The following is a 24,560-nucleotide window of genomic DNA, read 5'->3' as shown; positions in this document are numbered from 1 at the left end:
GAATAATTGACGCGTTTATTTTTCCCTAAAATTGTAAATAAGCAATACTTTGATTACTATGTATATATAAGAAATAGGTATTAATTAATAATATCCGTGCCTTTATTTTTTGCGGTGTCAGCGTACAACAAGTTTTAAAATAGAGAGATAATATGTCAACATCGGTTTTAATTTGTGATGATTCAAAACTAGCTAGACGTCAATTAGCTCGCTCTTTACCCGATGATTGGGATATTAAAGTTGAATTTGCATGTGACGGTGTAGACTGCATAAAACAAATAACTAAAGCCCAGCCTGAAATTCTTTTCCTTGATTTAAATATGCCAGAAATGGACGGCTATGGCGTGCTTGCTGCAATGAAAGAGCAAGGACTCGACGTTCTCACTGTTGTGGTATCAGGCGATATTCAACCGAGTGCGCATCAACGTGTGCTTGAGCTTGGCGCCATAGATTTTATTCAAAAACCGTGTTCCCCCGAAAAGCTTGCTGCCATTATTGAACATCATGGTATTAGAGATAGAGCACTGCGTGAACGCATGTCTCACTCGTTAGGTGAACAAGTTGACCCTGATGTTCGTGATATATATCAAGAGCTGACTAATGTTGCCATGGGTCAAGCGGGAGATTTACTTGCAAGACTGCTTAATGTATTTGTTAAGTTACCCATTCCTAATGTTAATGTTTTAGAAGTCAGTGAGCTCAACATGGCGTTAAGCTCTGTTGATACCAATGATACTACATCGGGTATTTGCCAAGGCTTTATAGGTGGCGGGGTATCTGGCGAGGCATTATTACTTTTAAATGACTCTAGTTTTAAAGAAATAGCCTCACTGATGAATTACGAAGGTGAACTAAACGACAAGGTTGAGTTAGAGTTGCTAATGGATGTAAGTAACATTTTAATAGGCGCTATTTTAACCGGCTTGTCAAAACAGCTCGACATGACCTTTAGCCAAGGGCATCCAATAGTTTTGGGGCAGCATCGGGACGTTTCTGAACTTGTTCAGTCGAATAAGTCGCGCTGGCAACGGACTCTAGCCATAGAAATAAGTTACGGTATTGAAAATCATGATATTAGTTGTGATTTAATGTTGCTCTTTACTGAAGATTCACTAAAAACTTTGAAATACAAAGTTGCTTATCTACTAGAAGATTAAATATTTATGCCAGCTGATTTAGATTTGAATGAAATCCATTGGTTAATGGATATGTTTAATACGGTTGATGTCGGTCTTGTTGTACTCGATCGAGAATACAAAGTGCATGTATGGAATGGTTTTATGGAAAATCATTCTGGTTTGTTACCGAGCGCTGTAAAAGACAAAGACTTATTTGATTTATTTCCGGCCATTGATGAAAAATGGTTTAGAAGTAAATCTGAGTCAGTGTTTGTATTAAAGAATCGTTCATTTACTATTTGGGAGCAGCAGCCGTATATTTTTCGTTTTAAAAACTACCGACCAATTACCGGTAAAGCGGACTATATGTATCAAAATGCCACGTTTATTCCACTTACCAATGTGCGAGGCGAAGTCGAGCATATTTGTATTATTATTTACGATGTGACAGATATTGCGGTTAACAAAAAAGAACTAGAAGAGTTAAATAAAAAACTAGAACAAGTAAGCCAAACAGATAGTTTAACCCAGCTTGCCAATAGAGGGCATTGGGAGCACTTACTGCACCAAGAATTTTTACGAACGAAGCGAAACGAAGGTTGTTGCTCGTTATTAATTTTTGATATTGACCACTTTAAAAAGGTAAATGATGATTTTGGACACAGTGCTGGAGATGAAGCACTTCGTCATATAGCGAGTTTACTGAAAACTGCATTGCGTGAAACAGACATTGCTGGGCGATACGGCGGTGAAGAGTTTGTTGTTACTTTATTAGATACCGATAAACAAGGGGCGATTGTATTTGCTGAACGTTTACGCCAATTAATTGAAACCTCTCCGGCGAAATACAATGAGCACACGGTGCATATGGCCATTAGTGTGGGTATTGCGTGTTTTGATGATCAGTTTAAAGATCACGAACGATGGATTGAAGCTGCCGATAAAGCGCTTTATCATTCAAAAGAAACAGGTCGAAATAAAGTGTCGGTATACGCTGATATAAAAAATGATGCTTAGGCATCATTTTTTAATTGGGGGGTAAAATAAGCAAGTCAGTTTTAAGTAAGCGCATTATTTTTTCTGCAGTATTACCAATGAGTTTTGCTTTAATTCCTACATTCCCAACAGATCCTATAATCACTAAATCAGCATTGAGCTTGGCCGCTAAGCTTGGGATCACCTGCTCAGGTAAACCCGCTTTAATATAAAGTTTGTCGCGTAAGTTATTATCAATAATGAGTTGTTGCTGTGATTGAGGTAATTTCTCAAAGGCATTGACTAGTTGCTCTTCTGAAAATACTAAGCCTAAATCTCTTAATATTGGAGAAATATACACTGTGTAGCCGGCATAAAATTCACAGTCTGTTCGCTGTGCGTATGCTAGGCCATATTTAATAATTGACTGATTAAGCTTATGTTTTGCGGTTTTTTCGCTGGCTAAATCAAGTGCGGCGAGTATGTTGGTATGCTTGCGCCATTTGTTATCTGCCGCTAAATACAAAGCGATGGGCGTAAAGCGGATAAGTTGCCAATCAAGTTCACTAAATTGGCTGTCGCTGTCGATATGGCGTGTTTTTATCACCATTTCGTAATCATCAGTATTAATATCTTCGTTAAGCCACTGCTCGGGGGCTTCATGCCATGCGGTTTGAAAGGTATAACTGCAACCCTCCAGTTCTGCGCTAATCAGTGGCTCCAACTGTGCCCTTAATGATGAAAGGCATTTATCTTGGAGTGAAAGCAATTGTTCTGGCGACAGAGAAAATAAAATATTGCCGGTTTCTTCAAAGCTAAATGCAACAATATCAATATGTTTATTGCCTTGCAGCGCTTTTTGTTTAGCATGCTGCAATGACGTTTTTGCAAATTCAACCGAATCAATCAGTACAAGAAGCTTTTTTTTGTCCATTATTTTTACTCTGTTGTATGGCGTGAATCATCAATTGGACATTGACCAATGGTTGAAATCTCACCAGAATTTGACTCCTGTTCCAGTTTTACCTTAAAGCCCCATAGTCTGTAAAGGTGTTTTAATACCTCCCTATGGGAGTTAGCCAGTGGAACGGCGTTGTGAGGGATATATCGTAGGGTTAAAGAGCGGTCGCCGCGTAAGTCAACATCGTAAACTTGTATGTTAGGCTCATGATTACTAAGGTTATATTGTGTAGAAAGTGCTTCTCTAACCGCTTTGTAGCCATTATCGTCGTGAATAGCGCCTATTTCTAAATGTGGGTTACTAGCATGGTCGACTATGGTGAATAATTTAAAATCCCGAATCAGCTTAGGGGATAAAAATTGGCTAATAAAACTCTCATCTTTGAAATTTTGCATTGCAAAGTGCAGTGTCTCGAGCCAGTCACTGCCCGCATGCTCAGGAAACCAGCGTTTATCTTCTTCTGTTGGGTTTTCACAAATACGACGTATATCAACCATCATATTAAAGCCCAGTGCATAGGGGTTAATACCTGAGTAATAATCGCTATTGTATGGAGGTTGGTACACAACATTAGTATGGCTTTGTAAAAACTCCAACATAAATGAGTCGGTTAGTTTTCCCTCATCATATAAATGGTTCAAAATAGTATAGTGCCAAAAAGTGGCCCAACCTTCATTCATTACTTGGGTTTGTTTTTGCGGATAAAAGTATTGTGATATTTTTCGCACTATCCTGACGATTTCTCGCTGCCATGACTCGAGTAAAGGGGCATTTTTTTCAATAAAGTACAGAATATTTTCCTGTGGCTCTTGCGGGAAGTGGCGTTCGTGTTTTTTTGACTCTTGCTGTTGAGAAGGAATGGTACGCCATAATTCGTTAACTTGTGATTGCAAATACTCAGCCCGTTCTTGCTGGCGTTTTTGCTCTTCAAATAACGAAATTCGTTGTGGACGTTTGTACCTATCAACACCGTAACTCATTAATGCATGACATGAGTCGAGTATGCTTTCTACTTCGGAAATACCGTACTTTTCTTCACAGCGGCTAATATAGTTTTTAGCAAACAATAAATAATCAATAATTGAGCCTGCATCAGTCCATGTTTTAAATAAATAATTCCCTTTAAAAAATGAGTTATGCCCATAGCAAGCATGTGCCATAACCAGTGCCTGCATCGGAAGGGTGTTTTCTTCCATTAGGTAAGCAATACAGGGGTTCGAATTAATCACAATTTCATACGCAAGTCCCATTTGACCGCGTTTATAATTTTGCTCCGTTTGAATAAATTTTTTACCATACGACCAGTGAGTGTAGCCAATGGGCATGCCTACACTTGAGTAGGCATCCATCATTTGTTCTGCGGTGATCACTTCAATTTGGTTAGGATAGGTGTCTAGCTTATAGTGCTCAGCCACACGCGCTATTTCGTCTTGGTATTGTTGCAATAGTTCAAAGGTCCAATCGGGCCCATCACTTATTCGATTATCTTTCATAATGCTACCTCGCTTTGGCTATGCAGCCCCTTGCTGTTGACGACCTTTTTTAAATAGCTCCCTAAATATAGGGTAAATATCTTCAACACCTTGGATATGCTGGATGGCAAAATTACTGTTCGTTTGACTAATGTTTTGATACTCGCGCCATAAACTTTGATGAGCACGTGTGGTAATTTCTATATAGGCAAAATAGCGAACAGCTTTAAGTATTTTATTACGTAAAATGTGCCCACATTGGGGCGTGTCATCGGCCCAATTATCGCCATCAGAAGCTTGTGCTGCGTATATATTCCATTCATCAGAATTATAGCGCTCAGCTATTATTTCATTCATCAGTTTTAGTGCACTTGAAACAATGGTACCGCCTGTTTCTTGTGAATAAAAAAATTCTTGCTCATCAACTTCTTTAGCCTGGGTATGATGGCGAATATACACAACGTCGATGTCTTTGTAGCTGCGAGTTAAAAACTGATAAAGCAAAATGTAAAAGCGTTTTGCCATGTCTTTTGTTGCTTGGTCCATCGAACCTGACACATCCATAATACAAAACATCACCGCTTTACTGGTTGGGTGTGGTTGCTTGTCGTAGTTACGAAAACGTAAGTCGTAATTATCGATAAAGGGCACGGTTTTTATTTGCTGTTTGAGTGTGTCGATTTCTTTTTGTAATAAGGCCACAGCGGCTTTATCACAGTGTGGTTGTTCAAGCAGCAGTGCTAGTTGTCCCTCAAGCTCACTAAGGCGGCGTTTTTTACCTGCGGTCATTGCAATACGACGAGCTAGAGAACCTTGTAATGAGCGCACTACATCAATATTACTGGGCATACCATCGCTGCAAAACCCAGCGCGATGGGTTTTCATTTGTACGAGCTTATCAAGCTGATTTTCTTGCAAGTTAGGGAGTTCTAAATCCTCAAATAACAAATCAAGGTATTCATCTTTAGAGATAGAAAAAACAAATTCATCTTGGCCTTCGCCAGAGTCACTTGCTTCACCTTCGCCTGCGCCACCGCCTTTGCCTCCTTTAGGGCGTTCTATTTTGTCGCCAGTAGAGAACTGATCGTTCCCAGGGTGTATTTGCTCTCTATTACCGCCTCTACCTTGATGAAAAGTAGGTTCACTAATATCGCGCTGCGGAATAGAGATACTCTCTCCAGAGCTTGAATCAGTGACACTGCGTTTATTGATCGCATCAGACACCGCTTCTTTGATCTGCTTTTTATAACGCCTAATAAAACGCTGGCGGTTAACTGTGCTTTTGTTTTTGCCATTTAAACGCCTGTCGATAAAATGCGCCATAATGACCTCCTAAAAACTGCAATTATGAAGGTTATTGCGATTTTCTAACCCGTAAATACCACTCAGATAGCAAGCGCACTTGTTTTTGCGTGTAGCCTTTTTCAACCATACGATTAACAAAGTCCTCATGCTTTTGCTGATCTTCAGCTGATGTTTTTGCATTAAATGAAATAACAGGGAGTAAGTCTTCCGTGTTTGAGAACATTTTTTTCTCAATAACCGTGCGTAGTTTTTCATAACTTGTCCACAGCGGATTTTTGCCATTGTTATGAGCGCGAGCACGCAGTACAAAGTTAACAATTTCATTTCTAAAATCTTTAGGGTTTGAAATACCTGCAGGCTTTTCTATTTTTTCAAGCTCAGCGTTGAGTGCATCACGGTCAAATAATTGCCCTGTATCAGGGTCGCGGTATTCTTGATCTTGAATCCAAAAATCAGCATAAATAACGTAGCGGTCAAAAATATTTTGGCCATATTCTGAATATGACTCTAAGTACGCGGTTTGTAGCTCTTTACCTATAAACTCAACATATTGTGGAATTAAATAGCCTTTTAAAAAGCTTAAATAACGTTCTTCAACCTCGGCACTAAATTGTTCACGCTCAATTTGTTGCTCAAGCACATAAAACAAATGCACAGGGTTGGCGGCCACTTCGGTAGTGTCAAAGTTGAATACTCGCGATAAAATCTTAAACGCAAAACGGGTTGAAAGACCGGTCATGCCCTCATCAACACCAGCATAATCACGATACTCTTGATACGACTTCGCTTTTGGGTCGGTGTCTTTAAGGGTTTCACCATCGTAAACTCGCATCTTAGAGTAAATGCTTGAGTTTTCCGGCTCTTTTAAGCGCGAAAGAGTGGTAAATTGGGCTAAAATTTTAAGTGTACCTGGCGCACAGGGGGCGTTGTAAAGCTCACTGTGTTCAATAAGCTTATCGTAAATTTTAATTTCTTCGGTCACTCGTAAGCAATAAGGGACCTTAACAATATAAACACGGTCTAAAAAGGCTTCGTTGTTTTTATTGTTTTTAAAGGTTTGCCATTCTGATTCATTAGAGTGGGCGAGTATCATGCCGTTAAATGGCAGGGCGCTTATGCCTTCTGTGCCGTTATAGTTACCTTCTTGGGTCGCTGTTAAAAGCGGATGTAACACTTTTATGGGGGCTTTAAACATTTCCACAAATTCCATTAAGCCTTGGTTGGCTAAACATAATGCGCCTGAATAGGCATAAGCATCAGGATCATTTTGTGCAAAGTGTTCAAGTTGGCGAATATCTACCTTACCAACAAGAGCAGAAATATCTTGATTGTTTTCATCTCCGGGCTCTGTTTTAGCAATCGCAACTTGATTTAAAATTGATGGGAAGCGTTTAACCACTCTAAATTGACTAATATCACCATTAAATTCTTGTAAACGTTTTGCGGCCCATGGCGACATTACCGTTTTGAGGTAACGAGACTTAATTCCATATTCTTTTTCGAGTAGGCTGGCATCTTCAACGGGATCAAATAATGCCAGCGGATGGTCATTAACCGGGGAGCCCTTAATTGCATAAATAGGCACTTGTTGCATTAAATACTTTAGCTTTTCAGCAATCGATGACTTACCGCCACCCACCGGACCAAGCAAGTAAAGCACTTGTTTACACTCTTCTAATCCTTGCGCGGCGTGTTTTAGATAAGAAACAATTTGCTCAATGGCGTCTTCCATACCATAAAAATCGGCAAATGCAGGGTAACGTGCAACAACACGGTTCGAAAATAAGCGACTTAAACGAGTATCGGTAGCGGTATCTACCATTTTAGGCTCGCCAATGGCCATCAGTAATCTTTCAGGAGCACTGGCATAAGCAGACTTATCGGTTTTACAAATTTCTAGAAACTCAGCAACACTGTACTCTTCTTCTTGTGTTGATTCATAACGTGCTTGGTAGTGATCAAAAATAGTCATAATGACCTCCGAAACCTACTTGGAAAATGTACTCACTATTTAAAGTCTAGTCACGAATTTAAATTTTTGTGCAATAAAATTAAAAATTTATATGAAAAATGATCATGATGCACTTTTAGAAAACAACCTACGTATAACCCTAATCAAATAAAGTAGCGGACATAAAAAAAGACGCCTAAGCGTCTTTTTAAAGATTAGTTTAAAACTAATTATGCGAAGTTAGCGTTCGCGAATTCCCAGTTAACGAGTGACCAGAAACCTTTAAGGTAATCTGGACGCACGTTACGGTAATCAATGTAGTATGCGTGTTCCCATAAATCCACGGTTAGGATTGGTGTAACACCTGCATCTGTTAATGGTGTTGCAGCGTTAGATGTATTAACGATGTCTAGTGAACCATCAGCTAGTTTAACTAACCAAGTCCAGCTTGAACCAAAGTTATTTACTGCTTTGTCGTTTAACGCGTCTTTAAATGCGTCAAATGAGCCCCATTTAGCGTTAATTGCATCAGCAATTGCACCTGTTGGAGCGCCACCGCCATTTGGAGATAGGCTGTTCCAGTAGAAAGTGTGGTTCCAGATTTGAGCAGCGTTGTTAAATACACCGCCTTCTGAAGAACATACGATTTCTTCAAGTGATTTACCTTCAAACTCAGTGCCTGGGATTAAACCGTTAAGTTTAGTCACATAAGTATTGTGGTGTTTACCATGGTGAAACTCTAACGTTTCTTGCGAAATATGTGGCTCAAGTGCATCAATTGCATACGGTAGTGACGGTAGTTCAAATGCCATTTTTTATCTCCATCTTCTTTTGGTTGATAGTCTATTTAGTAATACGTAATGCCTGCGCAAACAGGGCACTTATCTATACCAAACAGGAATATAGTGTTACTATAATTGTTGAGTATTTTACTCAAGTTTTAGCAAACAGCAATGCTCTTGCTAAAGCTATTTAAGATTGAGGCTTTAATTGCCTATGTTAATCTATATATCTGAGGCCACAGTGAAACTTTTTCAAGGCCTAATGTGTTCGCTATCGTCATTTTGAGGTTGTAAATGGAAACCATCGATAAAATTAAACAGCAAATTGCTGAAAACCCAATCATCTTATACATGAAAGGATCACCAAAACTGCCTAATTGTGGTTTTTCTTCACAAGCATCACAAGCATTAATGTCGTGCGGTGAACCGTTTGCATATGTGGATATTTTACTTAATCCAGACATTCGTGCAGAGCTTCCTGCTTACGCTAACTGGCCTACCTTCCCGCAACTTTGGGTTGAAGGCGAGTTAATTGGTGGCTGTGACATTATCATTGAAATGTTTCAACGTGGTGAATTACAACCACTGATTGCTGAAACAGCTGCAAAGCATAAACCTGCAGACGCTGAATAAGCGTTTAGGTAAAAAAAGCTGCAATTTGCAGCTTTTTTTATGTCTAGCGTAAGCTTAAATAGCACTGAACCTGCCGATTTCACAATGGTATAGGCTGATTTTCCTATGATGGGGATTTAATTCTCAGCCGATCCAATAACCTGTCGATATAATACCCACCTCAAACAATTTGCTGCCATTAAAAGCTGTAAAAGTAACGAACAGTATTAGGGTCTGTTGACCTTTCAAGGTTAAATTTGCAGCAGTCTGTTTGGTATTTAGGCAAGGCAGAGCCTATGTGGTGTGGTATTCCTCATAAATAGGCGATAACGCAGCATCAATAACAAACAGGCGCTGAACTTCGGGTTCTGCCTAGGGACGATTTACTCTTTGTTGCTCGGTTTTTACTTAGTCCACTAGGTTACAAACCTCGCGCCGAGATTAAACCGCCCCTAGTTTGAACAAATTGTAATCCGCAAAGGTCAACAGACCCTAAGCTTTTCTTATCGTTTTTGCTTAATTAACTTAATTATTTTGTGCACAGGCATCTTTTTTCATCACCGTTCCTTGGCGTTAATACTTATTCAAAGTAAGCCATATGCGCAGGCCATAGTTGATAAAATTAAAAATAATTCACTCGTAAACAGTGCTAGCTTACTCAAAAGTGAGCCTATTTTTACGCAGTCAAGTGAGATGTTAACTTTTAGTATGTTGATTTTAAAGTGCTTTATATTTAATGACTGTGTTCATAGCAGTCACTGTTTTTGCTTAGGTGGCCAAACAAAGTTTACCTATAGGTAAGGTAGATAAAACGTCAGTAGATGCATAATATGAAAGCAAATACTGGTAACTATTAAATAATATATGCATTAATTTAAACCACTGTAAAAAACTATTAATTAATTTGCTTGTAAAAGGTAAATATCAGCAAGTTAATAAAGAATAAAATACGGCTATGAATAATTATTCATTATTTGCATGGTTTACGTTTACGTAAACTGACTATTGAGGGGGGGGTTATTTACAAGTTCTTAAAAATAACACCGGTGTCATTAAAGTTTTCGATCCAATATCTACTCAAATGTTAATATTTAGCATTATTTTATGATTTTTAATGAAGTTGAAATATATTCAATATAATGAATATGTATTCAGAAAGATATTGACTCAGGTTAGGAATAACGCTAATTTTGATCGTCTGTTAGCAAATCGTCGAGCCGTTCATCCACGTTAACAGTGCAGCAAGGGGAGGGGTCCATGTTATATGACTCAAAACTAGAAAAAGATAATTGTGGCTTTGGCTTAATAGCCCAAGTTAATAACCAAGCGAGTCACCGACTCATCCGTACGGCGATCACCGGTTTAGATCGCATGCAGCACCGCGGCGGTATATCTGCTGATGGTAAAACGGGTGATGGTTGTGGCTTGTTACTTCAAAAACCAGACAGCTTCTTTCGTGCTATTGCTGCTGAAAATAATTGGCATTTAGGTAAAAATTACGCCGTTGGGATGATTTTCCTCAATGCTGATCCGGTATTAGCACAAGCAGCTAAAGATGTTTTAAGCGAAGAACTAGAAAAAGAAACGCTTAATATTTTAGGTTGGCGTGTTGTCCCTACCGATCCATCAATGTTAGGACCTATAGCCCTAAAGCAATTGCCTGGGTTTGAACAAATTTTTATTAGTGCGCCAGAAGGGTGGCGTTCTAAAGATTTAGAGCGACGTTTATATGTTGCACGTCGTCGTGCAGAAAAGCGCTTGATGGATGATGAATCATTTTATATTGCGAGCTTATCTGGGCTAGTCACCATCTATAAAGGCTTAATGATGCCTGCTGACTTGCCAAATTTTTATCTCGATCTTGCTGATATTCGCATGACCAGTGCTATTTGTGTTTTTCATCAACGCTTCTCTACAAACACACAGCCTCGCTGGCCTTTAGCGCAACCATTTCGTTATTTAGCGCACAATGGTGAAATTAATACTATTGAAGGTAACCGCCAGTGGGCCCGTGCACGCTCTTATAAATTTGCTTCGCCGCTTATTCCTGATTTACAAAGCGCAGCGCCGTTTGTTAATGAAACAGGGTCTGACTCATCTAGCCTCGATAATATGCTAGAGCTGTTTTTAGCTGGTGGTATGGATTTATTCCGTGCAATGCGCATGCTAGTGCCGCCAGCATGGCAAAAAAACCGTGCTATGGATGACGACTTACGTGCATTCTATGATTTTAATTCGATGCATATGGAACCGTGGGATGGCCCTGCAGGCATCGTTATGTCGGATGGGCGTTTTGCAGCCTGTAACCTAGACCGAAATGGTTTACGTCCAGCGCGTTATATTATTACTCAAGATGGCTTTATTACTTTAGCCTCTGAAGTGGGTATATGGGATTACACCGCTGACGAAGTGGTCGAAAAAGGACGTGTTGGCCCGGGCGAACTCCTCGTTATTGATACTAAATTGGGTAAAATTTGGCATTCAGATGAAATTGACCAAGATTTAAAATCACGCCACCCTTATAAGTCGTGGTTAGAAGAAAACGTTAAACGATTAACGCCTTTTGAAGCACTTACCGAGCAAGATGCGGGCAATCGCTCATTTGATGATGAAACCCTTGTCAAATACCAAAAGATGTTTGGCTATACTAACGAAGAGCTAGACAGCGTCATTCGTGTCATGGGTGAAAATGGGCAAGAAGCCACTGGCTCAATGGGTGACGATACGCCGTTTGCCGTACTGAGTGAAGGGCACCGTTCACTTTATGATTATTTCCGTCAAAAGTTTGCTCAGGTTACTAATCCGCCAATTGATCCGTTACGTGAAAACCATGTAATGTCGCTTGCAACGTGTATTGGCAGTGAGCAAAACGTATTTAATGAAACAACAGGGCACGCTAAACGCCTGCAATTTGATACGCCTATTTTAATGTACGCTGATATGCAGCAGCTACTTAACGCCGATGAAGCGCACTACAGCTATTGTAAGATTGATATTACTTACACCGTAGAAGAAGGCCTTGAGAATGCGGTTAAGCGCATCTGTGATGAAGCACAAGCAAAAGCCGCATCTGGCTGCATTATGCTGGTATTAACGGATCGTAACTTTGATGACAATCAATTACCTATCCCTGCTGCTATGGCGGTGGGTGCGGTACAAAAACGCTTGGTAGATAATAACTTACGCTGTGAGTCAAATATTATTATTGAAACTGGCAGCGTTCGCGATGCGCATCAATTTGCGGTACTACTTGGATTTGGTGCAACCGCAATTTACCCGTATTTAGCGTACGAGTCACTTGTGGCTATGAGCGATACCAAGGTAATTAATAAGTCATACTGTGAAGTTACACTGGCTTATCGTCAAGCAATTAATAAAGGCTTGTACAAAATCATGTCTAAAATGGGCATTAGTACCGTGGCTTCATATCGTTGTTCAATGCTGTTTGAAGCCGTTGGTCTATCGGACGCTATTGTTGAGATGTGTTTTAAAGGCGTGGCGAGTCGTATTAAAGGGGCGTGTTTTAGCGACTTTGATGACGATCAGCAAAGCTTGCATAAACTGGCGTTTAGTAAACGTAAATTATTAAGCCATGGTGGTTTATTTAAGTACGTACACGGCGGCGAGTACCATGCTTACAACCCTGATGTGATTCAAACGTTACAAAAAGCAGTACGTAGCGGCGAGTACAGTGATTACAGCGAATACGCAAAGCTAGTTAATCACCGTCCAGTCGCGACTCTGCGCGATATGTTGGCTTTAAAACTGCCAGAAAAGGGTATAAGCATTGATGAGGTAGAGCCTGCCACTGAGCTTTATAAACGGTTTGACTCAGCCGCCATGAGTATTGGTGCATTATCACCAGAGGCGCATGAAGCACTTGCAATTGCCATGAATCGTTTAGGTGGCTGCTCAAACTCTGGTGAAGGTGGCGAAGACAAACTTCGTTACGGTACAGAAAAAAATTCACGTATTAAACAAGTAGCTTCGGGTCGATTTGGTGTCACCCCACATTACTTACGTAGCGCTGATGTTATTCAAATAAAAGTGGCACAAGGCGCTAAACCTGGGGAAGGCGGACAATTACCGGGTGAAAAAGTCACTCCCTATATTGCCAAGCTTCGTTACTCGGTACCGGGTGTGACTCTTATTTCACCTCCGCCGCATCACGATATTTATTCTATCGAAGATTTAGCCCAGCTGATTTTTGACTTAAAACAAGTAAACCCGAATGCATTGATTTCAGTAAAACTGGTATCTGAACCGGGTGTTGGCACAATTGCAACCGGTGTAGCAAAAGCGTATGCCGACTTAATTACTATTTCAGGCTATGATGGTGGCACAGGTGCAAGTCCATTAACCTCAGTTAAATACGCTGGCAGCCCATGGGAGTTGGGACTTGCTGAAACACAACAAGCATTGGTAGAAAATGGCCTTCGCCATCGTATTCGCCTGCAAACAGATGGCGGTTTAAAAACCGGCCTTGATATCATCAAAGCGGCCATTTTAGGCGCCGAAAGTTTTGGCTTTGGCACAGGGCCTATGGTTGCATTAGGCTGTAAATACTTACGAATCTGTCACTTAAATAACTGTGCGACAGGTGTGGCAACACAAGACGAAACATTACGTCAAAAGCATTATCATGGTCTGCCAGAAATGGCGATGAATTACTTTAAGTTCATTGCTCAAGAAGCGCGCGAAATTATGGCAAGTTTAGGGGTTGCAAACCTAACCGATTTAATTGGTCGCTTAGACTTACTCGAAGCCATTGAAGGCAAAACAGCGAAGCAGCAAAAAATAGATTTATCAGCGGTTATCGCTCAGCCAAATAATCCAACGGGTGAAACTTTGTTTTGCAGTGCACCAAATAGCTCGCATTATTTAGGTGAGTTAAATGAGAACTTACTTGGTAAGGCACAAGAGGCAATAGATAACTCAAGCGGCATTTCATTAGTAAGTCGTATTTGTAATACCGACAGATCAGTAGGTGCCATGCTTTCTGGGTATATTGCTGATAAACACGGTAATCAAGGCATGGCCGCAGATCCGGTAGTTATTGAATTACATGGTACAGCTGGTCAGTCATTCGGTGTATGGAATGCCGGTGGCCTTGAAATGACTTTGGTTGGCGATGCTAACGATTACGTTGGTAAAGGCATGGCTGGCGGTAAGCTAGTTATTCGCCCACCATTGGGTTCGTCATTTGAAAGTCATAAAGCAACAATTATTGGCAATACCTGTTTATATGGTGCAACCGGCGGTAAATTGTTTGCAGCAGGATGTGCAGGCGAGCGTTTTGCTGTACGTAACTCAGGCGTGCAAGCTGTTGTTGAGGGCGTAGGTGATAACGGTTGTGAATACATGACCGGTGGCGTTGTGTGTGTACTTGGTAATGTAGGAGTGAACTTTGGTGCAGGTATGACCGGTGGTTTCGCTTACATTTTAGATGAACGAGGTGATTTTGAGAAACGCATTAACCCAGAGTTGGTTGAAGTGGTTACTTTAGATGACTTAAGTTCACATCAAGAGCATTTACGCGGCTTAATTGCTGATCATTTAGAGCTAACAGGCTCATGCAGAGCAGAAACTATTTTAGCTAACTTTGAACTTTATTTACCGATGTTCAAATTAGTAAAACCTAAATCAAGTGACGTAAAAAGTTTACTCGGGCACCGCGCTCGCAGTAGCGCCGAACTACGTGTTCAGGCGCAATAAGGGGGCAGTATGAGCGAAAATGTATATCAATTTATAGACGTGCAGCGTGTAGACCCACGCAAAAAACCAATCTCGTCGCGTAAAAAATCGTTCGTAGAAATTTATGAACCCTTTTCAGAAAATCAGGTTAATTCACAAGCGGATCGTTGCCTTGATTGTGGTAACCCTTATTGTGAGTGGAAATGTCCAGTACATAATTATATTCCACAATGGTTAAAACTGATCCGTACAGGGCGTATTTTAGAGGCCGCTGAGCTATCGCACCGTACTAACAGTTTGCCAGAAGTGTGTGGACGAGTATGCCCGCAAGACCGCTTATGCGAAGGCTCATGTACATTAGATGAAGAGTTTGGTGCAGTAACAATCGGTAATATTGAAAAATACATCACCGACACCGCGTTTAAAATGGGCTGGAAACCAGACATGTCCTATGTGACATGGACTGATAAAAAAGTTGCCATTATTGGCGCAGGGCCTGCGGGCCTAGGCTGTGCAGATATCTTAGTGCGTAATGGCGTAAAGCCTGTGGTATTTGACCGTCACCCTGAAATTGGTGGGCTGTTAACCTTTGGTATTCCTTCTTTTAAATTAGAAAAAGAAGTCATGCAAAAACGTCGCGAAATATTTACCGAAATGGGTGTTGAATTCAAGCTTAATGTCGAAGTAGGTAAAGACATTAGCATGGATGAAATACTTAATGAGTATGACGCTGTATTTTTGGGCGTGGGGACTTATCAGAGTATGCGAGCGGGGCTTGAGAACGAAGATGCACCGGGAGTACATGATGCCCTGCCATTTTTAATTGGTAACACTAATCGTGTTATGGGTTACGATGAGTCTAAACAAGCTTGCATTGATATGGCAAACCAAAAAGTAGTGGTACTAGGTGGTGGTGATACAGCAATGGACTGTGTGCGTACCTCTATTCGTCATAACGCGTTAAAAGTAACGTGTGCTTATCGTCGTGATGAAGAGAACATGCCTGGTTCAAAACGCGAAGTAAAAAATGCCAAAGAAGAGGGCGTCATTTTTACTTATAACGTTCAGCCTAAAGGGATTGTGCTTGATGACAAAGGTGCTGTAGCCGGTGTTAAAATGGTAAAAACTCAGCTTGGCGAGGCAGATGAAAACGGCCGCCGTCGCGCTGAGGAAGTACCGGGTTCAGAGCATATTATTGAAGCCACACAAGTGATTATGGCATTTGGTTTTAAGCCACATAAAATGGATTGGCTAGAGCAGTACGACGTAGAAATTAACCACTGGGGTGGTATTAATGCACCCGAGCAAGGTGAATTTACACATCAAACCACTAATCCTAAAATATTTGCTGGTGGCGATATTGTTCGTGGTTCAGACTTAGTGGTCACCGCTATATTTGAGGGGCGTAACGCTGCAGAAGGCATTATGGATTATTTAAAAGTGTAAATAATGCTTTTGTTAGAATGGAGTCAAAAGCAAACCTTCGGGTTTGCTTTTTTTATTTCCTCAGTTTTACAAACAAAGGTAAATATTTATGGTTCCATAGTCGGTGTTTAAGGTCTACAAAAAGGGACGTAGGTTTTGACCTAGCTATTTACAATTATAAGATTTTACAAATAAAAAAGCCCGCAATACATAGATTGTGGGCTTTTTTAAACGCGCTGTTAGTTAATCCATCGAGAAGTGATCTAGGCTCGGTTTCACTCTGGCTTGTCGGCGTTTCACACTTTTATAGCAAATAACGTTACAAACAAGCTGTAGGCCAATAACTAACCAACTTAGTGTTATTAAGCCACTAATAGCTGTGCGGCTAAAAACTAACATAACAGCAATAACAATATGTACAATTAATGCCACATTTAAAAAGCGATATAAGCTCTGCTTAAATTGTGTATGTTTAAACTTACTAAAAACAGCCAAAAGTATACTGACAATCAGTAGCAGCCAGTTAATTGCTAAGCCAAAATAAATGACCGTCGTTTGCATTAATGTATCCTCATCGTATCAAGGTAACGCACTATAAAGCGATTCACTTTATCCGTGCGCTTTTATAAGCTCTTTTGCATTTGCTTTAGCTGTTTTGCTAATGTTATCACCACCCAGTAATCGAGCAATCTCATTTACTCGACCATCTTTATTCAATGCCAGCATATGCGTAAATGTTTCACCGTCTGCAATTTCTTTGGCAACAAAAAACTGCTGATGAGCGCTACTGGCCACTTGCGGTAAATGGGTTACACAAATTACTTGCGTAGACTTACCTAGTTGGCGCAGTAGTTTACCAACAGCAGCAGCTGTTGGGCCAGAAATACCAACATCCACTTCATCAAATATAAGCGTAGGGGTCGTGACTTTTTGCGCAATAATAACCTGAATAGCCAAACTAATGCGTGATAGCTCACCACCCGAGGCTACTTTTGCTAAAGGTTGCAATGGTTGCCCTGGGTTTGTTGATACTAAAAACGAAACATTATCAAAGCCTAAGCTATTTGGAGCGCGATCGTTTTGTGCAGTCAATGCTATTTCAAATACGCCATTTTCCATAGATAGATTAGCCATGCTTTCGCTGATCAATCCATTTAATGTATTCGCATACTGGTGGCGACTTGCACTTAATTGTTCACTGGCGTTTTGATAATCCTCAAGGGCATGTTCAATTTCACCTTCAAGTTGCTCAAGACGTGAGCTGTTATTACTTATCGACTCAAGCTCTTGTGCAATAGTTTGATGAAATCCAACGAGCTCTTGGGGTTTTATATGGTGTTTTCTGGCTAAGTCCATTGCACCACTGAGTCTATTTTCTACTTCAGTTAATCGCTGAGGATCCAAGTCGGCTTGTTCAGTGTAATTACGAACTTCTCGGCTTGCTTCTTCAACTTGAACAGCGGCTTCTGATAATAATGTTGCCACACTGGCTAAGCTTTCATCATACTGTGCAAGTTCAGTAAATTGTTGGGCGCTGTGCTGTATAATGGAACACGCATTTTGTTCATCATTTTCATATAAATGCTGCAACTCGCGCTGGCAGACTTGCAATATAGTTTGGCTATTGCTGAGTTTATAATGTTCGGCTTCTATTTGCTCAAATTCATCTGCCTGCAATGCAAATTCATCAAGCTCTGCGACTTGATACTCCAATAGTTGCTTTTGTGCGGCTTGTTGCTGCTGCTGTTGTTCTAGCTGTTTAAATTCTTTTTGTAAGTCAGCAAATTGTTTATAACGCTGGCTTACAGCATTAACAAGATTATGATGGCCTGCATATGCATCGAGTAATTGTAGCTGATGCTCTGCCTTTAATAGGTGCTGGTGCGCATGTTGACCATGAATAGAAATTAAATATTGGCCTAGCTCTTTTAGTTGTGCAGCGGTAACTGGGCTGCCATTAATGTAGCTTTTACTGCGACCATTTTTACAAACAACTCGACGAAGTAAACATTCGTTGTCGTCGTTATTAAGCATGTTCTCTTCTAAAAAAGCATGAGCGAGTGGTAAATTGCTTAAATCAAATTGTGCACTTACCTCTGCTTTATCAGTACCTGGGCGCACAGCAGACGCTTCTGCTCGCTCTCCAAGACACAATGATAATGCATCAATGGCGATTGATTTACCTGCTCCCGTTTCACCGGTGATAGCGGTCATACCCGAATGCCATTCTGTGCTTAAATTACTTACGATTGCAAAATTTTTAATTTCTAAACCAATTAACATACTGTTCATCCATCCAGTGAATTAACTGTTAATTTATACAGTGTTTTGGTTTTTTGCAAATTAAATTTCTATATTTTAAGCAAGGCTGGACTCAATTAATGTTTTTTTTTCTTCATCAATAGGGAGGTTTTCATCGTTAAGGTCAATACTATCAACTGGTTGCGCTATGTCTTCAGTTTTTAACTTTAAAATTAGCGTAGGAAGGACTTCTTGATAAAAGTTTTTATTATATAAAATACCTTGAGCTGGTAACTCTGCTATGAAATATTGAGTGGTATCGGAAAAAGCTTGGCTGTTATTATTTTTATAGGTTTTTATTAGTTCTTCGTTAAGTATATTAATAAGTAAATCGCATAGCGATTCTAGCTTATTTAAATTTTCATCAGTGTGTGGCTGTACCACAAAAAAATTACTGACAACGGCTTGAATTCGAGGAAGGTGTTTAGCACTAATGACTTTTGCATCAAGTAACTCGTTAAGTTTTATTTTTAAACGTGATTGAGTACTTGCAACGCGCTCGTTAAACAGCTTTTTCTTTGCTTCAATAGTCTTTTTACGATTACTTTCAATGAGTAAGTAACTGCCAAGTAAAGTAATTAACAATAATAAAGCAAGAAATACTACATAAGTCATTGCTACAATTTCCTGATGGTGATGATTAATAATCTAGCCCGATATTTTGCTCTAAAGTTGCATGTTTGGCAATAACTGAGAGATTGTTTATCTTTTGGGGTGAAACATGCACACTCAAAGAGACTCAGCCTTGCCTACCTGTTTAGAGGCAAGGGATATGAGCATGCGCAGTAGTTTTAATCGCTTTTTACTTTGTCCACTCGATTAACTATCTCTTGCTGCGATTACATCGCCTCTCAATTAAACAACTCTCAGTCCTAAAAGCTCAACCGTTTTTAGTATAAACGGCTACCCCAGTTTAACTTCTTACGAAGCACATTATAATAAGAGTAATTTTTTGGGTGAATTAACCGTAATTTTCTATCTGCTTTGCGAATAACGACCTCATCACCGGGTAATACGGCAAGTACAACATGGCTGTCGCAACTTACCTGTAAGCTATCGGTATTTTCTAAACTAAGCTTTAAACGTACTTCGTTATCGGCATCTACCACTAAAGGGCGGCTTGATAAAGTATGCGGGAACATAGGAACCAATGACATGGCGTTGAGTTCTGGGGTTAAAATAGGGCCGCCGCCCGATAAAGAGTAGGCTGTTGAACCTGTTGGAGTCGATACAATTAATCCATCAGAGCGTTGTGAGAATACAAAATCATCGTTAATAAATGCTTCAAACTCAATCATGTGTGCTACTTTATCAGCATGAAGCACCGCTTCGTTTACTGCCGAATTAGCGCTTTTAAGTTCGTTATGACGGTACACTTCTACTTCTAATAAAAAACGTTTTTCTTCAATGTAATCGCCACTGAGTACTTGTTCTAAACTGCCTTCAAATCCTTCTGGATTTAAATCGGTTAAAAAGCCTAAATTGCCTCTGTTTACACCGATTACCGCAATATCAAAACGAGCGAGTACTCTTGCAGCGCCAAGCATATTGCCATCACCACCAACCACAATGGCTAAATCGGCGCGCGCTCCCAAATCAACGAGTTTTACGAGCTTGTCCTCAGGTACATCACTAAGTTGACCTCCCGTGCGTTTTTCAACAATCACCTCAAAGCCTAAAGCTAATAAAAACGTATGTAATCGTTGTAACGTAGCGGCTGCATTAGGATGATTTGGCTTACCAATCAAGCCAATAGTGTTAAAGGGAGAGTCCATAATAAATACACTGAAAGTTTCGGTATTGGTAGAGTAACCTAAAACAGAAGTGTTTGAAAACACAGATCTTAGGGTCTGTTGTCCTTTCAATGCGAAACAGACACTGACCGAAGGGTTTTGACTAGAGGCGATTAACTTTTTGTTTTCGGTTTTCACTTAGGCCACTAGGTTACAAAGCTCGTATCGCGATTAAATCGCCCCTAGTTTGAACAAATTTTAATCCGCAAAAATAACAGAGCTTAATAGTGACTAATTGATTTAATTAATTCACTGTAAAATTTAGATTTATTAAATTTCTTATACTTGAAATAATAATACCTAGCCCCGATATAACAGTCATGCGTAAAGATGTAGATAACATGAAATTAAATCCTCGAGACCAGCAAATTTTTGCCGCTGTTATGAGCCTGTACTGTAATGGTGATGGCTTACCTGTGCCTTCAACAAAAATTGCAAAACAAAAAGGTATGGCGGTGTGTTCTGCCACTGTTCGCAACGCGATGGCACGCCTTGAAAAAATAGGCTTATTGTATTCACCACATACATCTGCAGGACGAGTCCCCACCAATGATGGCTTTGACTATTGGTTTGATGAGTTTTTTACTTTGGGTGCTATTGCTAATTATTGGCAGCCTGAGCAGGCTGAGCTAGTCGAATTGGCACATGGCTTGAGTCAACGTTATCAAGTATGCTGTTGTGTGGGGCTACCACAAGTTAGAACTCAGCAGGTATTTAGAGTAGAAGTACTCGACTTTGACGCTAATAATTGGCTTATCTTACTTTTAGACAGAGCAGGGCAAAGCCATAATATTTGCATTAACAAGCCTGATGATCCCAGTGACGGCCAACGCTACGAGTTTGCTACTTGGCTTAACACTGTATTTAGCCAGCAAACGCTCATTGAAGGGCTATACAGAATGCAGGCCATGGCAAATACGGCACCGCGTAATTGTCATGACTCTTTAACTCAATGGACGCGTGAGTTAAGCCAAAAATTAGGCTCAGATAACAGTATTGTGGTGGGCGAAAACTACCTTTATAAAAAAATAGATTGTGAGCAAAGTCTTAATATTGGTGTTTCATTTTTAAATTTTGTGGAAGATAAGCTCGCATTTAAAAACGGGGTCTCTATACTCAGTGCTGAAAATTTACCTTTTAGTACTTGTGATGATCTCATTGTGATCACTGTGCCGTACTTTCAAAATCAGGAATATCAAAGTCGTTTTTGTGTTATTTGTCCGAAATCAGCGCAATTAGAGAAAATAATCCAAGAATTTAAATTATTAGAGCCATCGGGCTCTTGAATCTTTTTATTCAATCCCCATAATTACCGCAGTTGTAAAGAATTGGAGCGTATATTTTATGTCTGAGCAGACACAAAACCCAGAGCAAGAAGTAGAATTGAACGAAGAAGTGGCGCAAATGGAAGCCGACGTTGAGGCTGCAGTAGAAGCAGCAGAACAACACGCCGAGCAAGAGCAAAGCCCTGAAGCAGAAATTGCAATGTTATATGCTGAGTTAGAAGCGGCAAAACAAACTATTGCAGATCAGAAAGATAGCGTCGTTCGCGCTGCTGCTGACGTTGACAATATGCGTCGTCGTGCTGCACAAGATGTTGAGAAAGCGCACAAATTTGCACTTGAAAAATTTGCTAACGAATTACTTCCTGTTATAGATAACTTAGAGCGTGCTATTGAGTTCTCTGATAAAGAAAATGAAACGCTTAAGCCTTTGTTAGAAGGTATTGATATGACAGTAAAAAGCTTTAACGATGCAGTGGCTAAATTTGGCGTTGAAATTGTAAACCCACAAGGTGAGCAGTTTAACCCAGATTTTCATCAAGCAATGTCGATTCAGCCAAGTAATGATGTGACGCCTAATACTGTGTTAGCAGTAATGCAAAAAGGTTACACATTAAACGGTCGTTTATTACGTCCTGCAATGGTTATGGTATCTAAAGCAGCTGATGCTTAATTAAGTATACAATTAAAAAATGCCTCATTATGAGGCATTTTTTTTGTCTTTAAAATAATGAACTAACTGCACTAGGATAGTGAGTACAACTGCGCTGAACATTAAACTTGAAAATGGAACTGCACTTTGTGCATGCATTACCGCTAATATAGGGCCTACTAATGCGCCACTACCAAAACGTAAGGTGCCAATAACCGCCGTTGCAGTCCCTGTATTTTGCTCAAATTTCATCAAAATCAATGAATCTGCGTTACTTGCTATTATACCTAGGCTCATCATCAACGGAGCAATAGCCGCAACAATAAAGTAAAGTGACAAGTTTAATACGCTAAAGCTAAGTAATGCTGCGCCAGAGATAAAGCCACACATTAAGCCATAATAAAGCATTTTGCGTGAGCCAATACGTGGCACTACGCGAGTATTTAAAAAATTACCAAACATCAACGCCATTACATTAAAAGCGAATAACAGGCCAAACAATTGTTCTGATACTTTAAATAGGTCGAGGTAAATATAAGGGACGGACGTTAAAAAGCAAAAAAAGCCAAACGACACAAACATCGAGCTTAAAATATCGGCGCGGGCGTGCGTATTACTTAATACCACTTTATAACTTGAGAAGAATAATGCTAATCCTTTTCGCTCATTTTTAAATATTGGAATATCGATTAAGTAACGTTGCACAAAAAGTAAAATAACAAAGCTATAGGTCGCTAAAACAATAAAAATAGTCGACCATACCGAAAAGCCTAAAATGACCGAGCCGATAGAGGGGGCAAGTAACGGTGCTATCATCATAATCATAGACACGTAAGACATACCTTTAGCAGTATTTTTTTGATATATATGCCTAATGATCCCAGGGACGACAACCGTAGCGGCCGCGCCTGTAAATGCCTGTACAGCTCTTAACAGCCAAAAAGTATGCACTTCAGTGGTAAATGCTAACGCCAGTGAACTTAAGCCAAATAAACTGAGACCTATCCGTGCCAGTTTACGCCTGCCAATTTGATCGGCTATGGGGCCAAAAAATAACATGCCCAATGCATAACCCGCTAAGTATATACTCAACGATATTTGAACATTTGGCATGCTGGTATTGAGATCATTGGCAATCACCAGCATCGCCGGTAAATACATATCAATGGCTAAAGGCGTGATCGCGACAATACTGGCTAATAAAGGCAATAAAATACGGGTATTAAAAGAAGAAGCCGAAGCGCTCATTTAAAAACTCAAAACAACGAATATAGGCCCAGCATTATAGCAGGGCAATAGCCTTGGATAAACTTAGTTTGCCTGCTAACTTAATTGTTTAATTGCAAAAAGCAAAGATTTTAAACTAACACCGCGTTTGCTATTCTATACTTAGTAACAAACTTTTTTAGGGTAACACAATGAAAAAATTGGTTTTGGTAGTTCTAGCCAGTGCAGTATTAGCAGGTTGTAAAACATCACCAACTGGGCGAACGCAAATTGCGCTTTACTCAGATCAACAAATGACTCAAATGGGTACTGCCAGTTTTGCAGAGATGAAAAAAACGCAGCCGATAAATAAAGATCCAAAAGTAAACAGTTACGTCAATTGCATTGCTGAAAAAGTAGTGGCCGTGCTTCCTACAGAATATGCATCTCAAAATTGGGAAGTGGTGGTATTTGAAGATGAATCTGCAAACGCCTTTGCATTGCCTGGCGGTTATATTGGTGTACATACGGGGCTCTTAAAAATAGCCACAAATCAAGATCAGGTTGCCACTGTTTTAGGTCATGAAGTTGGACACGTGATTGCTGAGCATTCAAATGAACGGGTCTCACAAAGTTCTATTTTACAAACGGGTATGCAGCTGGGCAATGCGGCGCTTGAAATGGGTAACGTGCAATACCGTAATGAAATTATGCAAGGCCTTGGTTTAGGCGCTCAATATGGTGTGGTTTTACCCTTTAGTCGCTCACATGAGTCAGAGGCAGATACAATTGGTTTAGATCTTATGGCGCAAGCAGGGTTTAATCCCAAAGAGTCTGTAACACTTTGGCAAAATATGAGCCAAGCGGGCAGTGGGGCTACGCCAGAGTTTTTATCAACTCACCCAGCACCAACGAGCCGTATTGCAAATTTACAATCGCAAATGAGTAAAGCGCTTAGCGAGCAAAAAACAGCTAAAGCACAAGGTAAAAATCCGCAGTGTAAGTTGTGATCAGCCATAAAAAAACCTGT

At 40.1% G+C, this 24,560-nt stretch carries 18 protein-coding genes; 8 read left to right on the top strand and 10 right to left on the bottom strand.

Going from position 1 to position 24,560, the window contains the following annotated elements; genetic code table 11:
* The first annotated feature begins 152 nt into the window (after nucleotides 1-152).
* On the top strand, nucleotides 153-1,157 hold the full coding sequence (locus QL986_RS02015) for a response regulator (protein ID WP_013465185.1): 1,005 nt from the start codon (nucleotides 153-155) through the stop codon (nucleotides 1,155-1,157).
* Between the two features lie 6 nt (nucleotides 1,158-1,163).
* Nucleotides 1,164-2,135 carry a diguanylate cyclase gene (locus QL986_RS02010; protein WP_013465184.1) on the top strand — a complete coding sequence of 324 codons (972 nt, stop codon included), beginning with the start codon at nucleotides 1,164-1,166 and terminating at the stop codon, nucleotides 2,133-2,135.
* 10 nt (nucleotides 2,136-2,145) lie between these two features.
* Here QL986_RS02010 and QL986_RS02005 read toward each other — a convergent pair whose 3' ends face one another.
* The 5 genes from QL986_RS02005 to QL986_RS01985 form a co-directional block, all read right to left on the bottom strand.
* Nucleotides 2,146-3,027, bottom strand: a complete 882-nt coding sequence (locus QL986_RS02005) for a universal stress protein (RefSeq protein ID WP_013465183.1) — start codon at nucleotides 3,025-3,027, stop codon at nucleotides 2,146-2,148.
* A 5-nt stretch (nucleotides 3,028-3,032) separates the two neighbouring features.
* Complete coding sequence (locus tag QL986_RS02000; protein WP_036954365.1) at nucleotides 3,033-4,547, bottom strand: SpoVR family protein; 1,515 nt, start codon at nucleotides 4,545-4,547, stop codon at nucleotides 3,033-3,035.
* An 18-nt stretch (nucleotides 4,548-4,565) separates the two neighbouring features.
* Nucleotides 4,566-5,849 (bottom strand): YeaH/YhbH family protein, encoded by a 1,284-nt coding sequence (locus QL986_RS01995; protein WP_036954367.1) that lies wholly within the window; start codon nucleotides 5,847-5,849, stop codon nucleotides 4,566-4,568.
* A gap of 31 nt (nucleotides 5,850-5,880) precedes the next feature.
* Entirely contained in the window at nucleotides 5,881-7,803 is a 1,923-nt protein-coding gene (locus QL986_RS01990; RefSeq protein WP_036954370.1) for a PrkA family serine protein kinase, read from the bottom strand.
* A 209-nt stretch (nucleotides 7,804-8,012) separates the two neighbouring features.
* Nucleotides 8,013-8,594 carry a Fe-Mn family superoxide dismutase gene (locus tag QL986_RS01985; RefSeq protein WP_010388603.1) on the bottom strand — a complete coding sequence of 194 codons (582 nt, stop codon included), beginning with the start codon at nucleotides 8,592-8,594 and terminating at the stop codon, nucleotides 8,013-8,015.
* A 264-nt stretch (nucleotides 8,595-8,858) separates the two neighbouring features.
* On the opposite strand from QL986_RS01985, the gene QL986_RS01980 reads away from it, so the two are divergent.
* The 3 genes from QL986_RS01980 (at nucleotide 8,859) to QL986_RS01970 (ending at nucleotide 16,316) form a co-directional block, all read left to right on the top strand.
* Nucleotides 8,859-9,197 (top strand): Grx4 family monothiol glutaredoxin, encoded by a 339-nt coding sequence (locus QL986_RS01980; RefSeq protein WP_024602947.1) that lies wholly within the window; start codon nucleotides 8,859-8,861, stop codon nucleotides 9,195-9,197.
* 1,236 nt (nucleotides 9,198-10,433) lie between these two features.
* Nucleotides 10,434-14,891: a glutamate synthase large subunit gene (gene gltB / locus QL986_RS01975; RefSeq protein WP_024602949.1), complete on the top strand. Its 4,458-nt coding sequence runs from the start codon at nucleotides 10,434-10,436 to the stop codon at nucleotides 14,889-14,891.
* Between the two features lie 9 nt (nucleotides 14,892-14,900).
* Nucleotides 14,901-16,316 (top strand): FAD-dependent oxidoreductase, encoded by a 1,416-nt coding sequence (locus QL986_RS01970; protein WP_013465171.1) that lies wholly within the window; start codon nucleotides 14,901-14,903, stop codon nucleotides 16,314-16,316.
* Between the two features lie 222 nt (nucleotides 16,317-16,538).
* On the opposite strand, the gene QL986_RS01965 is transcribed toward QL986_RS01970, so the two are convergent.
* The 4 genes from QL986_RS01965 to nadK all read right to left on the bottom strand — a co-directional run bounded on the left by QL986_RS01965 (nucleotide 16,539) and on the right by nadK (nucleotide 20,371).
* Complete coding sequence (locus QL986_RS01965) at nucleotides 16,539-16,856, bottom strand: hypothetical protein (protein WP_024602950.1); 318 nt, start codon at nucleotides 16,854-16,856, stop codon at nucleotides 16,539-16,541.
* A 48-nt stretch (nucleotides 16,857-16,904) separates the two neighbouring features.
* Nucleotides 16,905-18,578 (bottom strand): DNA repair protein RecN, encoded by a 1,674-nt coding sequence (gene recN, locus QL986_RS01960; protein WP_013465169.1) that lies wholly within the window; start codon nucleotides 18,576-18,578, stop codon nucleotides 16,905-16,907.
* A gap of 75 nt (nucleotides 18,579-18,653) precedes the next feature.
* Nucleotides 18,654-19,211, bottom strand: a complete 558-nt coding sequence (locus QL986_RS01955) for a hypothetical protein (RefSeq protein ID WP_013465168.1) — start codon at nucleotides 19,209-19,211, stop codon at nucleotides 18,654-18,656.
* Nucleotides 19,212-19,486: 275 nt separating this feature from the next.
* Nucleotides 19,487-20,371: an NAD(+) kinase gene (nadK, locus tag QL986_RS01950; protein WP_024602951.1), complete on the bottom strand. Its 885-nt coding sequence runs from the start codon at nucleotides 20,369-20,371 to the stop codon at nucleotides 19,487-19,489.
* Nucleotides 20,372-20,709: 338 nt separating this feature from the next.
* Between nadK and QL986_RS01945 the strand changes: the two genes are divergently transcribed.
* Nucleotides 20,710-21,675 (top strand): HrcA family transcriptional regulator, encoded by a 966-nt coding sequence (locus QL986_RS01945; RefSeq protein WP_016900402.1) that lies wholly within the window; start codon nucleotides 20,710-20,712, stop codon nucleotides 21,673-21,675.
* 58 nt (nucleotides 21,676-21,733) lie between these two features.
* Complete coding sequence (gene grpE / locus QL986_RS01940) at nucleotides 21,734-22,345, top strand: nucleotide exchange factor GrpE (protein WP_013465165.1); 612 nt, start codon at nucleotides 21,734-21,736, stop codon at nucleotides 22,343-22,345.
* A gap of 27 nt (nucleotides 22,346-22,372) precedes the next feature.
* Here the strand turns inward: grpE and QL986_RS01935 are convergent, their stop codons facing one another.
* On the bottom strand, nucleotides 22,373-23,572 hold the full coding sequence (locus QL986_RS01935) for a Bcr/CflA family efflux MFS transporter (protein ID WP_013465163.1): 1,200 nt from the start codon (nucleotides 23,570-23,572) through the stop codon (nucleotides 22,373-22,375).
* A 170-nt stretch (nucleotides 23,573-23,742) separates the two neighbouring features.
* Here QL986_RS01935 and QL986_RS01930 point away from each other — a divergent pair, with 170 nt between their 5' ends.
* Nucleotides 23,743-24,540: a M48 family metallopeptidase gene (locus QL986_RS01930; RefSeq protein ID WP_013465162.1), complete on the top strand. Its 798-nt coding sequence runs from the start codon at nucleotides 23,743-23,745 to the stop codon at nucleotides 24,538-24,540.
* The last annotated feature ends 20 nt before the right edge of the window (nucleotides 24,541-24,560 follow it).

This window comes from Pseudoalteromonas sp. APC 3250 (assembly GCF_030407915.1).
Lineage (GTDB): Bacteria > Pseudomonadota > Gammaproteobacteria > Enterobacterales > Alteromonadaceae > Pseudoalteromonas > Pseudoalteromonas tetraodonis.
The sequence above is the reverse complement of the archived record's forward strand: the minus strand, read 5'-3'. Positions and strand labels throughout refer to the sequence as shown.

Coding starts and splice junctions, on each gene's coding strand:
- QL986_RS02015 (WP_013465185.1), top strand. CDS start 153: ATGTCAACATCGGTTTTAATTTGTGATGATTCAAAACTAGCTAGACGT.
- QL986_RS02010 (WP_013465184.1), top strand. CDS start 1,164: ATGCCAGCTGATTTAGATTTGAATGAAATCCATTGGTTAATGGATATG.
- QL986_RS02005 (WP_013465183.1), bottom strand. CDS start 3,027: ATGGACAAAAAAAAGCTTCTTGTACTGATTGATTCGGTTGAATTTGCA.
- QL986_RS02000 (WP_036954365.1), bottom strand. CDS start 4,547: ATGAAAGATAATCGAATAAGTGATGGGCCCGATTGGACCTTTGAACTA.
- QL986_RS01995 (WP_036954367.1), bottom strand. CDS start 5,849: ATGGCGCATTTTATCGACAGGCGTTTAAATGGCAAAAACAAAAGCACA.
- QL986_RS01990 (WP_036954370.1), bottom strand. CDS start 7,803: ATGACTATTTTTGATCACTACCAAGCACGTTATGAATCAACACAAGAA.
- QL986_RS01985 (WP_010388603.1), bottom strand. CDS start 8,594: ATGGCATTTGAACTACCGTCACTACCGTATGCAATTGATGCACTTGAG.
- QL986_RS01980 (WP_024602947.1), top strand. CDS start 8,859: ATGGAAACCATCGATAAAATTAAACAGCAAATTGCTGAAAACCCAATC.
- gltB (WP_024602949.1), top strand. CDS start 10,434: ATGTTATATGACTCAAAACTAGAAAAAGATAATTGTGGCTTTGGCTTA.
- QL986_RS01970 (WP_013465171.1), top strand. CDS start 14,901: ATGAGCGAAAATGTATATCAATTTATAGACGTGCAGCGTGTAGACCCA.
- QL986_RS01965 (WP_024602950.1), bottom strand. CDS start 16,856: ATGCAAACGACGGTCATTTATTTTGGCTTAGCAATTAACTGGCTGCTA.
- recN (WP_013465169.1), bottom strand. CDS start 18,578: ATGTTAATTGGTTTAGAAATTAAAAATTTTGCAATCGTAAGTAATTTA.
- QL986_RS01955 (WP_013465168.1), bottom strand. CDS start 19,211: ATGACTTATGTAGTATTTCTTGCTTTATTATTGTTAATTACTTTACTT.
- nadK (WP_024602951.1), bottom strand. CDS start 20,371: ATGGACTCTCCCTTTAACACTATTGGCTTGATTGGTAAGCCAAATCAT.
- QL986_RS01945 (WP_016900402.1), top strand. CDS start 20,710: ATGCGTAAAGATGTAGATAACATGAAATTAAATCCTCGAGACCAGCAA.
- grpE (WP_013465165.1), top strand. CDS start 21,734: ATGTCTGAGCAGACACAAAACCCAGAGCAAGAAGTAGAATTGAACGAA.
- QL986_RS01935 (WP_013465163.1), bottom strand. CDS start 23,572: ATGAGCGCTTCGGCTTCTTCTTTTAATACCCGTATTTTATTGCCTTTA.
- QL986_RS01930 (WP_013465162.1), top strand. CDS start 23,743: ATGAAAAAATTGGTTTTGGTAGTTCTAGCCAGTGCAGTATTAGCAGGT.